Raw genomic sequence first — 12970 nt, forward strand, 5'->3', positions numbered from 1 at the left:
GCCCGCCGGAAACGGCGTCACCGGACGGAACGGCGTCACTGGACGACCTGGCCGGCCGTTCCCTTGTCGCCCGCGGATTTCACGGTGGCCGACGCGGGGATCACCCGGTCCTGCTTCAGGGCCGCCCAGACCTGCCGGGACGACTTCTCCATGGGGACGACACGGTTGGGGTCGGCCGGGTCGTACTGCACGGGCATCGTGACCATATGGACATTCTTCGGGCCGAGGCCCTTCAGCCCGTTCGCGAATGACGTGAGTTTCTTTACCGAACCGAGGCCGGAGTCGGTGGTGACGGCCTTCGTGGCCGCGTCGGCGAGCCCGAGGAGTTTCTTCGGACTGGAAAACACACCGACACTCTTCGTCCGTTCCATCAGCGCCTTTACGAACGCCTGCTGCAGCTGGATACGGCCCAGGTCGCTTCCGTCGCCGACACTCTTGCGGGTGCGGACGAGCCCGAGCGACTCCTCCCCGTCGAGCCTGTGCGTGCCGGGCTGCAGATTCAGATGGCTCTTGGAATCACTGATCGCCTGCTCGGTGGTGACGTCGACACCACCGAGTTCGTCAATGAGCTTCTTGAAGCCGGTGAAGTCGACCTCGATGTAGTGATCCATGCGAATGCCGGACATCGCTTCGACGGTCTTCACCGCACAGGCCGGTCCGCCGACCTCGTACGCCGTGTTGAACATCGCCCGGTCGTCCGAAGCCACCGGTTCACCGGCGACATCGCCGGTGCAGGCGGGGCGCTCGATGATCGTGTCCCGGGGGATGGAGACGACGGAGGCCGACGTGTGTCCCTTGTCGACGTGCACCACCATCGCCGTGTCCGACCGGGCGGTGCCCTCGTCCTCGCCGTATGCGTCGTTGGCTCCGGAACGGGAGTCGGAGCCGAGCACCAGGATGTCCTGGGAGCCGTTGTCGACGTCGTCGGGCCGGTCGCCGCCCAGCTTGGCGTCGATGTCGACGCTGGAGAGGTTGCCGTCCAGCTTGAAGTAGACGTATCCGGAGCCCGCGCCGCCCAGCACGACGGCCGCGGCGAGCACCCATGCGGACACGCGCAGCGCCGTGCGCCGGGGGCTGCGCTCGGGGCTCTTGCGGCGGCGGCCCGTGGCGCCTGTGCGCCGCGGTCCGGTCCGCGTGATCTCGCTCGTGTGGTCCGGCATCTGCTCACATTCCGTGACGGGGTTTGCGGCTGAAAAGACTTACACATGATTGTTCCAATATGCAAAGAACCCCCGCGTTCGAACACGCGGGGGTTCTTTGCAGGGCTGCTGCGGGGCTGTGATCAGCCGAGCAAGGATCAGCCGAACAGGTTGTAGCTCGACGCTCCGGTGCCCAGCAGCTTGCGGGCGCCGAAGATGTTGCTGTTGGCCTGGCCGGTGCCCGGGTAGAGGTACAGCTCGCCGGTCTTCACGCGGACGATGATGTCCGCGATGCCGTCGCCGCTGAAGTCACCCGTGGTGACGAGCGCGTTGGCGACGTCCCAGGTCCTGACGAGGACCTTGGAAGCGAACGGGGCGCTCGCCTTGCCGGTGCCCTTGAAGAGGTAGATCTTGCCGCCGCTGCCGCGGGCGATGATGTCGGCCTTGCCGTCGTTCGTGAAGTCGCCGCTGCCGCGGACCATGCTGTAGCTGAGACCGCCGCCACCGATCTTGACCCGGGTGGCGAAGGAGCCGTTGCCCTTGCCGGGGTACAGCCAGAAGACACCGGCGGAGTCCGTCGACAGGATGTCGGGGTGACCGTCACTGGTCAGGTCGCCGGGCGCCAGGATCTGCTTGCGCGAGCCCCAGCCGGTGGCGATCCGCTTGGACTCCCATTCCTGGGTCGCCGGGTTGGTCCAGTCCCAGTACAGGCTGCCGTCGCTGGTGCGGTAGAGCAGGTCCTGATAGTCGTCCCGGTTGAGGTCCGTCTGGAGCAGGACGTTGAGGCCGCCCCAGTTGCTGCCGAAGGTGTACTTCGACATGCCAGTGCCGGTCGAGAGGAACGCGTACATGGTGTTCGTCGATGCCTTGCGGGCCAGCAGGTCCGCGCGGTGGTCCCAGTTCAGATTGGTGTCGTACGCCCGCGCGTTGATGGCGGGAACGTAGCTGCTCACCTTGGTGAAGACGCTGTACGCGCCCTCTCCGACACAGTCCGTGATGCCCCACGACACGATGCCGACCAGCTTGCCACCGACCACGAGCGGGCCGCCGGAGTCACCGTTGCAGGCGCCGGTCGTCTCGGCGTCGGTCGCGCCCGTCTTGCCCGCGCAGACCATGTGTCCGGCCTTGAACCAGCTCCCGTACGAGTTGGCGCACGCCGTGTCCGAGACGATCGGCAGCGTCGCCGTACGCAGAGTCGTGGAGATCTCGTTGTTGGTCGAGCTGGTGCGGCCCCAGCCGTAGACCTTGGCCTGGGTGCCGGCCGTGTAGAGAGCCGTGTCCGTCTTGGACATCACGGGCAGCGGCTTGACGGTGGCCGCGTCGTTGAGCGTGAGCACCGCGATGTCGTTGTCCGCCGCGCCGTTGTTGTCCGCGTACAGCGGGTTGGACCACTGACGGTAGGGCCACGTCACGGTCCCGGTGCCGGTCGTCTCGGTGGAGTCGGCTCCGGTCACGACCGCGCCGTTCGCCGACCAGTCGAAGCCCTTGACGCAGTGCGCGGCCGTGGCGATCTTGGTGGGCGCGATGACCACGCCACCGCAGAAGAAGCCCAGGTCGTCGTTGGCGTCGCTCGGGGTCCCGTTGTCGTCGTGGTACCAGAGCTGTGCCATCCACGGGGCGGTGGAAATGGACGTCTCCGTGCCGCCGATGACCATCGGGGCGGGACCCGGGTCGTCCGTGGCGTTGAGCTTGGACGGCGCGAGGGCCTTGCGGTCCGCCTCGGCCGAGTCGGCCACACGCTCGAGCAGCGCGGACTTCGACGGGCCGGCGGGCCGGTCCACGGCTCCTGCCGCCACGGTCGGAACCGGCTCTTCGGCCTGGGAGCTGGACATCGTGAGCCCCGTGCCCACGAGGGCGAGGACGGTGACAGCTACGGCCGGAACGGCGAGCTTGAGCCGGCGCGAGTGCCGGCCCCCCCTGGTGCGTATATGCACGCGGCGATCCTTCGTATCGGAACCGGCGGTGCGCGAAAGCTCCGCCGGATCGTGGGATGGCGGGGGCTCGGCAGAACAACTGCCCGCAGCAGGGCAGCACAAAGAAGGGCTTTCGCCTCTGCGGTGCTGCCGGGATGGCCCCCCACCTCAACTGACGCAGATATTACGCCAGGATCAACAAAAGGGGGACTGCGGAGGAAGGTAAAAAGAATCCGCCCCGTCACCGAAGTAACGGGGCGGATTTCAGGGACGGTTGAACTGTCCCGATTCAGCTTTTTGTTCAGTCGTTCCCATTGCCGCTGCCGGGAGTCGTCTTCTGAATCTGCAGAAGGAACTCGGCGTTGGACTGGGTCTTCTTCATGCGGTCGAGCAGCAGCTCGATCGCCTGCTGCTGGTCGAGTGCGTGCAGCACCCGGCGCAGCTTCCAGACGACTGCCAATTCGTCGGCGCCGAGAAGGATTTCTTCCTTACGGGTGCTGGACGCGTCGACGTCCACCGCCGGGAAGATGCGCTTGTCCGAGAGCTTCCGGTCGAGCTTGAGCTCCATGTTGCCGGTGCCCTTGAACTCCTCGAAGATCACCTCGTCCATGCGCGAGCCGGTCTCGACGAGCGCGGTGGCCAGGATGGTCAGCGAGCCGCCGTCCTCGATGTTGCGCGCGGCACCGAAGAAGCGCTTCGGCGGGTACAGCGCGGTCGAGTCGACACCACCGGACAGGATGCGTCCGGACGCCGGTGCCGCGAGGTTGTACGCACGGCCCAGACGGGTGATCGAGTCGAGCAGGACGACCACGTCGTGACCCAGCTCGACGAGACGCTTGGCGCGCTCGATGGCCAGCTCGGCGACCGTGGTGTGGTCCTCGGCGGGGCGGTCGAAGGTCGAGGAGATGACCTCGCCCTTCACCGACCGCTGCATGTCGGTGACCTCTTCCGGACGCTCGTCGACCAGGACGACCATCAGGTGGCACTCGGGGCTGTTGACCGTGATCGCGTTGGCGATGGCCTGCAGGATCATGGTCTTACCGGTCTTCGGCGGGGCCACGATGAGGCCACGCTGGCCCTTGCCGATGGGGGCGACCAGGTCGACGATCCGGGTGGTCAGGATGTTGGAGTCGGTCTCCAGGCGGAGCCGGTCCTGCGGGTAGAGCGGCGTGAGCTTCTGGAACTCGGGGCGGCCGCGGCCGGTTTCCGGCGCCATGCCGTTGACCGAGTCGAGGCGGACCAGCGCGTTGAACTTCTCGCGGCGCTCGCCGTCCTTGGGCTGGCGGACCGCGCCCGTGACGTGGTCACCCTTGCGCAGGCCGTTCTTGCGGACCTGTGCGAGCGAGACGTACACGTCGTTCGGACCGGGCAGGTAGCCGGAGGTCCGGATGAACGCGTAGTTGTCGAGGATGTCCAGGATGCCCGCGACGGGGATCAGGACGTCGTCGTCGGCAACCTGTACGTCGGGAGCGAAGGTGTCCTCGCGGCCACGACGGCCACGGCGGTCCCGGTAACGGCCACGGCGGCCGCGGCGGCCACCCTCGTCGTCGAAACCGTCGTCCTGGGGGCCGCCACCCTGCTGGCCCTGGCCCTGCTGGCCCTGGCCCTGGCTCTGGGTCTGACCCTGGCCCTGGCGCTGCGGCCGCTGGCCGCCGCCGCCCTGCTGGCCCTGGTCGTCGCCTTTGCCGCGGCGCTCACGCTGACGCTCGCGACGCTCACCGCGGTCCCCACGCTCACCGCGGTCGCCACGCTCACCGCGCTGGCCGCGGTCCTGACGGTCGCCGCGGCGGCCCTCGGCGTTGTCGACGGCGGACTCGGCCTTCGCCTCGCCCTTCGCCTCGCCGCGGTCTTCGCCACGGGCCTCGCTCTTCGGCTCGGCCTGCGGTTCCGTCCTGACGTCGGTCTTGGTGTCGGGGCTGCCCGCCTGCGCGGTCGCACGGCGCCGACGACGCTCGCCCGTGGGCTGTTCGTCATTGGCCGGCTGACCGGGGATGTCGATCTGCTGCTGGGCCGTGGCCTTGCTCTCGGGCGAGGCGGCGGCCTCGTCCCCGGTGCGCGCCTTGGACGTGGCACGCCGCTTCGGCTTGCTCTCGGTGTCCGTACCGGCGGGGGCCGCAGCGGCCTTGGAGGCAGTCTTGGGTGCGGAGGAGCCCCCGGCCTGCGCCTCCTTGATGACCTCGATCAGCTGGCTCTTGCGCATCCGCGCAGTGCCCCTGATGCCGAGGCCGGACGCGACCTGCTGCAGCTCGGCCAGGACCATGCCATCGAGGCCGGTGCCAGAGCGGCGGCGCCGTGCGGTGGTGCCAGTGGCAGCACCTTCGGCGGGCGCGGCGCTGTCGACGCTCTTGTCGGCAGTCACGCCCATCAGATCGGTGGTGTCGCTCACGAAGGGTCCTTCCCTGGAGCGGACGTCGGCCTTCTGGCTCGGCGACCGGTTGTGCTGTCCGACTGCGGTCTGTGATCTTCTCGATCGCGGACCGTGCCGGGGCGGTGGTCCGCCGGGTACGGCGGAGAGATGAATGTGCGGGGTCCGGCGCGAGATCCCCCTGCTCGGCCCACTCCTGGACATAGCAAGAGGGTGTCGTGCCGGTTCCGGAGCGTGCTCGAAACTGCTCAGGCAGGCTGCTCAGGCAGTTGGGGAGGCTCCCGGAAGAATGGTGGTCCCGGACGGGGACACGAAGCAACGCGCCACAAAGACGTCGGTTGCAGACTTGAGGTTAACACTACCGGCTCCAACAAACATTCCCCCTCTCACTCACCGGTAATCACATGTGACTACGGGGCGAGCGGCAGCACGCTCGCGCCCGTGGCATCGAGCGCGAGCCGGTTCGCGGCCCAGCCCTCGCCCGCCAGTCGGGCGATCTTGTCGGCCGAACCCTCATCCGTCAGCGCGAGGACCGTGGGGCCCGCACCGGAGATGACAGCAGGGACGCCGTCGGCCCGCAGACGGTTGACCAGTTCCACGCTCTCCGGCATCGCGGGCGCCCGGTATTCCTGGTGGATCCGGTCCTCGGTAGCGGCGAGCAGCAGCTCGGGACGCCTGGTCAGGGCCTCGACGAGGAGACCGGCACGACCGGCGTTGACCGCGGCGTCCACATGCGGGACGGTGCGCGGGAGCAGACCGCGGGCGGTCTCGGTGAGAACGGGCCTGCCCGGCACGAAAACCACCGGAACGACGGAATCGGCGGGGTCCATCCTGATCGCCCTGGCGGCTCCTCCGTCCATCCAGGCGAGGGTGAAGCCGCCGAGCAGACAGGCGGCGACGTTGTCGGGGTGGCCCTCGATCTCGGTCGCCAGCTCCAGCAGGGCCGCATCGTCGAGGCGTGCGTCGCCGCCCGTCGTCACGGCGCGGGCGGCGACGATGCCGGCGCAGATGGCGGCGGAGGAGGAACCGAGGCCGCGGCCGTGCGGAATGCGGTTGGCGCAGACGATCTCGAGGCCGCGGGGCTGTCCGCCGAGCAGGTCGAAGGCGGTGCGCAGGGAGCGTACGAGGAGGTGGCTCTCGTCACGGGGCAGCGTTTCGGCGCCCTCACCCGCGATGTCGATGTGCAGCCCCGAGTCGGCGACCCGGACCACGACATCGTCGTACAGCCCCAGTGACAGGCCCAGGGCGTCGAAGCCCGGGCCCAGGTTGGCGCTGGTTGCGGGGACGCGCACCCGGACGGCGGCAGCTCGGAACGCGGGACCGGCCATCGGCTGGACGACTCTCCTTGTAAGGCGGCGGGGATGTAATGCGGTGGATCGGCGTGCGGGGGCGTCGAGCGGGGCGGCTGTGGGGGTCGTGGTGCGGGTGCGGCGGATATCCGGTGGCGGACCCGACGGCCACGACGGCAACTGCACCGCGTCGACTACGGCGGAGCGTGTGGGTACAGCTTATCGAAGGAAGGTTCTGTCGCGACATAGGGCGCACAGGAGGCGCACGATGCGTGTCGCACGCCTCCTATGCGCTCTCCGCCCCGAAAAGGGGCGGTTGAGCTGGTTCGTGCCGCCGTTCCCCGCTCCGCCGGACAGGCTAGAGCCTGTCCGGCGGATCATGGCCGGACAGGCCTTAGACGAGGCCCAGCTTCTCGGCCGCGGTGACCGCGTCGACCGGGACCGTGACCGGCTGCGGGGCGCCCGCGACGGCCCAGTCGGGGTCCTTGAGGCCGTTGCCGGTGACCGTGCAGACGATCGTCTGGCCGGGGTCGACCTTGCCCTCTTCGGCCGCCTTGAGCAGACCGGCGACCGAAGCGGCCGATGCGGGCTCGACGAAGACGCCCTCCTGGGAGGCCAACAGGCGGTACGCGGACAGGATCTGGCGGTCCGTCACCTCATCGATGAAGCCGCCCGACTCGTCCCGTGCGGCCAGCGCGTACTGCCAGGACGCCGGGTTGCCGATCCGGATCGCGGTGGCGATGGTCGACGGGTCCTTGACGATCTCGCCGCGCACGATGGGCGCGGAACCGGACGCCTGGAAGCCCCACATGCGCGGGGTGCGGGCGGCCATGCCGTCCGCCGCGTATTCGGTGTAACCCTTCCAGTACGCGGTGATGTTGCCCGCGTTGCCGACGGGCAGGACGTGGATGTCCGGAGCGTTGCCGAGCGCGTCGACGATCTCGAACGCGGCGGTCTTCTGGCCCTCGATACGGACCGGATTGACCGAATTGACCAGCGCCACCGGGTAGTTGTCCGAGAGCTGGCGGGCCAGGGTGAGGCAGTCGTCGAAGTTGCCGTCGACCTGGAGGATCTTGGCACCGTGGACCAGCGCCTGGCCCATCTTGCCGAGGGCGATCTTGCCCTGCGGCACGAGGACGGCACAGACCATGCCGGCCCGCACCGCGTAGGCGGCGGCGGAGGCCGAGGTGTTGCCGGTGGAGGCGCAGATGACTGCCTTCGCGCCCTCCTCCTTGGCGCGGGTGATCGCCATCGTCATGCCGCGGTCCTTGAACGACCCGGTGGGGTTGGCGCCCTCCACCTTGAGGTGCACCTCGCAGCCCGTGCGCTCGGAGAGGACCTGAGCGGGGACGAGCGGCGTGCCGCCCTCACGAAGCGAGACGACCGGCGTCGTGCTCGTGACCGGAAGGCGGTCCCGGTACTCCTCGATGATGCCGCGCCACTGGTGGGTGCCCTTGGTGGTCATGGGTCCTTACTCCCCTTCAACACGCATGATGCTGGCGACACCGCGCACGGTGTCCAGCTTGCGCAGCGCCTCGACGGTCGCCGAAAGGGCGGCGTCGGGCGCGCGGTGGGTGACGACGACGAGAGAAGCCTCGCCGTCTCCGTCATGTCGGCTCTGCTGGCGGACCGTATCGATGGATACGCCCTGTTCGGCGAAGACCGTCGCGACCTGGGCGAGTACGCCAGGCTTGTCGGCCACGTCGAGACTGATGTGGTACCGCGTGACGACCTCGCCCATGGGGCTGACCGGCAGACGCGTGTACGCGGACTCACCCGGGCCGGTGGTCTCGCTGAGCTTGTTGCGGCAGACCGCGACCAGGTCGCCGAGGACCGCGGAGGCGGTCGGCGAGCCACCGGCGCCGGGGCCGTAGAACATCAGCTGACCGGCCGCTTCGGCCTCGACGAAGACCGCGTTGTACGCCTCGCGCACGGAGGCCAGCGGGTGGCTGAGCGGGATCATCGCGGGGTGCACGCGGGCGGTGACGGACTTGCCGTCGGCGGCGCGCTCGCAGATGGCGAGGAGCTTGACGGTGCAGCCCATGCGACGGGCGGAAGCGATGTCCGCCGCGGTCACCTCGGTGATGCCCTCGCGGTGCACCTCACCGATCTTCACCCGGGTGTGGAAGGCGATGCCGGCGAGGATGGCGGCCTTCGCCGCGGCGTCGAAGCCCTCGACGTCGGCGGTCGGGTCGGCCTCGGCATACCCGAGGGCGGTGGCCTCGTCGAGCGCCTCGGAATATCCGGCTCCGCTCGTGTCCATCTTGTCGAGGATGAAGTTGGTGGTGCCGTTGACGATGCCCAGGACCCGGTTGACCTTGTCGCCCGCGAGGGATTCGCGGAGCGGACGTACGAGCGGAATGGCGCCGGCCACGGCCGCCTCGTAGTAGAGATCCCGGCCCTGGCTCTCCGCGGCGGCGTGGAGTGCGGCGCCGTCCTCGGCGAGCAGCGCCTTGTTGGCGGAGACGACGCTGGCGCCGTGCTCGAAGGCGGTCGTGATCAGCGTCCTGGCCGGCTCGATGCCCCCGATGACCTCGATGACCACATCGATGTCACCCCGTTTGACCAGGGCGGTCGCGTCAGTGGTGACCAGTGCGGGGTCAATCCCCTCCCGCACCTTGGAGGGTCGACGGACGGCGACACCGGCGAGTTCCACCGGCGCGCCGATGCGCGCGGCGAGGTCGTCGGCGTGCGTCGTCATGATGCGCGCCACCTCTGAGCCGACCACTCCACAGCCCAGCAGCGCCACCTTCAGCGGACGCGTACGCATCATCCGACCTCGTTTCTCATACATCTAATGTGTGGACCAGTCTCACTCACCGGACGGGAGTTTCTGCCACCCGTCCGGATCCTGAGATAACTATTTCATCAGCCGACATCGAGTGACAGAAGATCTTCCTCTGTCTCCCGTCGGACGATCACGCGCGCCTGTCCGTCCCGCACGGCGACGACCGGCGGGCGCAGGGCATGGTTGTAGTTGCTCGCCATGGAGCGGCAGTACGCACCGGTGGCGGGCACCGCGATCAGGTCGCCGGGGGCGAGGTCGGCCGGCAGGAACGCGTCCTTGACCACGATGTCGCCACTCTCGCAGTGCTTGCCGACGACACGCACAAGCATCGGCTCGGCGTCGGAACTCCGGGAGACGAGCGCGACGCTGTATTCGGCGTCGTACAGCGCGGTGCGGATGTTGTCCGACATGCCGCCGTCGACGCTCACGTACGTACGGAGTCCTTCGAGGGGCTTGATGGTGCCGACCTCGTACAGCGTGAACGCGGTGGGTCCGACGATGGCACGGCCCGGCTCGACGGAGATACGCGGGGTGGCGAGGCCGGCCGACTCGCACTCGCGGGTGACGATGTCGCTGAGCGCCTTGGCGATCTCGTGCGGCTCGCGCGGGTCGTCCTCGGAGGTGTAGGCGATGCCGAGCCCGCCGCCCAGGTCGATCTCGGGGAGCTCCACGCCGTGCTCGTCGCGCACCTCGGCGAGCAGCTGCACCACACGGCGCGCGGAGACCTCGAAGCCGGCCATGTCGAAGATCTGCGAGCCGATGTGCGAGTGGATACCGATGAGCTCGAGACCGTCGAGGGTGAGCGCCCTGCGGACGGCCTCCGCGGCCTGTCCCCCGGCCAGCGCGATGCCGAACTTCTGGTCCTCGTGGGCGGTGGCGATGAACTCGTGGGTGTGCGCCTCGACGCCGACGGTGACGCGGATCTGGACGCGCTGGCGCTTGCCGAGGCGCTGGGCGACATCGGCGACCCGGACGATCTCCTGGAAGGAGTCGAGCACGATCCGTCCGACGCCGAGTCCGATCGCGCGCTCGATCTCGGCCATGCTCTTGTTGTTACCGTGGAAGGCGATGCGCTCGGGCGGCATTCCGGCGTCCAGCGCGGTGGTCAGCTCGCCGCCGGAGCAGACGTCGAGATTCAGTCCCTCTTCCTGGAGCCAGCGCACGACGGCACGCGACAGGAACGCCTTGCCCGCGTAGAACACATCGGCGTCGCGTCCGAAGGCGTCGGACCAGGCCCGGCACCTGGCCCGGAAGTCGCTCTCGTCGAGGAAGTAGGCCGGGGTGCCGAACTCCTCGGCGAGCCGGGCGACTTCGATACCGCCGACGGTGAGCGCGCCGTCCGCGTCACGGGTGACGGTACGGGACCAGACCTTCTCGTCCAGGACGTTCAGGTCGGCGGGCGGCGCCGCGTAGTGCCCTTCGTGGAGGACATCGGCGTGACGGGGTCCGGCGGGGTGGGCGGATCGGCTCATCGTGGTGTTCTGCTCTTTCGGGTCTCAGAGGTGTTCGGGCGCGCTGATGCCGAGCAGGTACAGGCCGCCTGCCAGCACCGTCCCGGCGGCTTCGGCAAGGGCCAGCCGTGAACGGTGGGCGGCCGAGGGTTTCTCGTCGCCGACGGGGAGCGGCGAACAGGCGTCGTGGAAGTCGAAGAAGGCGTGCGCCACCGTTTCGAGGTGCCGGGCGATCCGGTCGGGTGCGTGGTGGCGGGCCGCCGCGGCGAGGACGTGGGGGTGGTCGGCGAGTACGGCGTGGAGCGCGGGCGCCTCGACGTCCTCCTCGTACGCGCCGGTGAACCCGAGCCGAGCGGCGGCGCGGGAGAGCGCGCGGGCGCGGGCGTGGGCGTAGCGGACCAGGAAGAGCTGATTTGCCTCCCCCTGGAGAAGGAGGTCGTCGCCGAGCGGGGCGCGGTCGTGGCCGGCGGGGCGGAGCAGTCCCCACAGGGCGGCGTCGCGGCCGAGGCGGCCGAGCAGTTCACCGGCCGTGGCTCCGGCGGGAACGGGCCGGAGCTCGACGCTCCCGGCGGCCCCGTCGTGCGGTCCGACGGAGATCCGCAGCTGCTCCCAGTCGGGGTCGGGCGCCTCGGTGCAGCCGGTACGCACCTGGCCGCCCTGCGTGCGCAGGACGCGTGACAGAGTCTGGGAGACCACCGCGGCCCGGACCTCGCGCCGGTGGTGCAGCCGGTGGAGCTGTCCGGTGTGCGCGGTGACCCGCCCGTAGCGGAGCCCCTGCTCCCGTACCTCATGGACGAGGGCGGCGCGCGCGGCGGCGTCGGCCGACGCGTCGAGCGTGAAGTTCAGAAAACCGGGCCCGGTGATCTCGACCCGCCCGATCCCGGGCGTACCGGCGACCCGGTCGCGGAGGATCTGCGCCACTTCCCGCGGCGGAAGTGCGGCGGGACCGGCCAGCTGGAGGGCCACGGCGCAGGCGTAGTCGCCGCTGCCACCGGGCCTGGTCCTCTCCACTCGCACGCGCGTGGGTACGGGCGCGCGCAAGGCATCCTCGTCGACCGCGCGCCGCACGGCGTGCAGCACGGTTCGGGAGAGATCTGCCGGGGTCACGGGACAAGCGTATGGGAGGAGGGGGGGCACTTCGCGACCCGGTTTCGCCATGCGGTCAGCCGGCCGGGCTCCCCGCCCGTCCGGCACCGTGTCTGCCGTCGATCGACGGCGGGTCCTCCCGGTGCAGCAGACGATGGACCATCCGCACCAGCTCACTGGGCTCGAACGGCTTGGCCAGATAGGCATCCACCCCTGCGGCCACCCCCGCGTCCACCTCGTACGGCGTGCAGGCGCTGACGATCGCGACGGGCAGATGACTCGTCCGGGGGTCGGCACGCAGCCGGGCGGCGGTCTGGACTCCGTCGAGCCGGGGCATCACCACATCGAGTGTGATCACATCCGGACAGACCCGGTGCACCAGATCCAGACACTCGGCACCATCCGCCGCGGTCACGACCTCGAAGCCCTCCAGCTCGAGATTGACCCTGATCAACTGCCGGATGACCTTGCTGTCGTCGACAACAAGCACGCGGCCGGACGCGCCAGACACCCTCCGAGAGTAGGTCGGCCGGAGTGGCTGCGTCCGGGTTTTGCCCACTTCCGCCCGCGGGGCATACGTCACGGGGACCCGTGAATACCTGTTCACGGACAGCCTGCGGAAGCTGGTAGGGTTTCACTCGTCGCCGCACAACATAGCGACACGCCCCCGTAGCTCAGGGGATAGAGCATCGGCCTCCGGAGCCGGGTGCGCAGGTTCGAATCCTGCCGGGGGCACTTCCGCCGGACCAGCGCGATCAAGCCGCTGAACAGGCGAAGTGCCAGACTTCAAGAGCCGGACCCAGTCTCACTGGGTCCGGCTCTTTGTCGTTGTCCGCCACTGATCGCGAGTGAGTGGCGAGTGGGTTTTCATGACCGCCGAGCGCTCACTGGCCGGTCCCCTCACCCCACCCCATGGACTTCTCGATCGTGGTGCGAACG

9 protein-coding genes and 1 tRNA gene are annotated in these 12970 nt (G+C 69.3%); 1 reads left to right on the top strand and 9 read right to left on the bottom strand.

The features are described 5' to 3' along the window. Window positions 1–35: 35 nt before the first annotated feature. The 9 genes from ACFT7S_RS05295 to ACFT7S_RS05335 form a co-directional block, all read right to left on the bottom strand. Window positions 36–1160, bottom strand: coding sequence for an LCP family protein (locus tag ACFT7S_RS05295; protein WP_382727213.1), 1125 nt, complete (start codon window positions 1158–1160; stop codon window positions 36–38). A gap of 137 nt (window positions 1161–1297) precedes the next feature. After that, window positions 1298–3073, bottom strand: coding sequence for a trypsin-like serine protease (locus ACFT7S_RS05300; protein WP_382727216.1), 1776 nt, complete (start codon window positions 3071–3073; stop codon window positions 1298–1300). 280 nt (window positions 3074–3353) lie between these two features. Then, window positions 3354–5438 carry a transcription termination factor Rho gene (gene rho / locus ACFT7S_RS05305; protein WP_382727218.1) on the bottom strand — a complete coding sequence of 695 codons (2085 nt, stop codon included), beginning with the start codon at window positions 5436–5438 and terminating at the stop codon, window positions 3354–3356. A gap of 389 nt (window positions 5439–5827) precedes the next feature. Then, window positions 5828–6745 carry a homoserine kinase gene (thrB, locus tag ACFT7S_RS05310; RefSeq protein WP_382727221.1) on the bottom strand — a complete coding sequence of 306 codons (918 nt, stop codon included), beginning with the start codon at window positions 6743–6745 and terminating at the stop codon, window positions 5828–5830. A gap of 355 nt (window positions 6746–7100) precedes the next feature. Beyond that, complete coding sequence (thrC, locus tag ACFT7S_RS05315) at window positions 7101–8171, bottom strand: threonine synthase (protein WP_382727224.1); 1071 nt, start codon at window positions 8169–8171, stop codon at window positions 7101–7103. A 6-nt stretch (window positions 8172–8177) separates the two neighbouring features. After that, entirely contained in the window at window positions 8178–9479 is a 1302-nt protein-coding gene (locus ACFT7S_RS05320; RefSeq protein ID WP_382727227.1) for a homoserine dehydrogenase, read from the bottom strand. Between the two features lie 95 nt (window positions 9480–9574). After that, the gene (gene lysA / locus ACFT7S_RS05325) at window positions 9575–10966 is read right to left on the bottom strand and encodes a diaminopimelate decarboxylase (RefSeq protein WP_382727229.1); all 1392 of its coding nucleotides are present in this window, start codon (window positions 10964–10966) and stop codon (window positions 9575–9577) included. A gap of 24 nt (window positions 10967–10990) precedes the next feature. Continuing rightward, the gene (nrtL, locus tag ACFT7S_RS05330; RefSeq protein ID WP_382727232.1) at window positions 10991–12052 is read right to left on the bottom strand and encodes an ArgS-related anticodon-binding protein NrtL; all 1062 of its coding nucleotides are present in this window, start codon (window positions 12050–12052) and stop codon (window positions 10991–10993) included. 55 nt (window positions 12053–12107) lie between these two features. Then, the gene (locus ACFT7S_RS05335; protein ID WP_382727235.1) at window positions 12108–12542 is read right to left on the bottom strand and encodes a response regulator; all 435 of its coding nucleotides are present in this window, start codon (window positions 12540–12542) and stop codon (window positions 12108–12110) included. Window positions 12543–12694: 152 nt separating this feature from the next. Here ACFT7S_RS05335 and ACFT7S_RS05340 point away from each other — a divergent pair. Further along, window positions 12695–12766: transfer RNA gene (locus tag ACFT7S_RS05340), tRNA-Arg, on the top strand. Window positions 12767–12970 lie beyond the last annotated feature (204 nt).

This window comes from Streptomyces sp. NPDC057136, assembly GCF_042670885.1.
Lineage (GTDB): Bacteria > Actinomycetota > Actinomycetes > Streptomycetales > Streptomycetaceae > Streptomyces.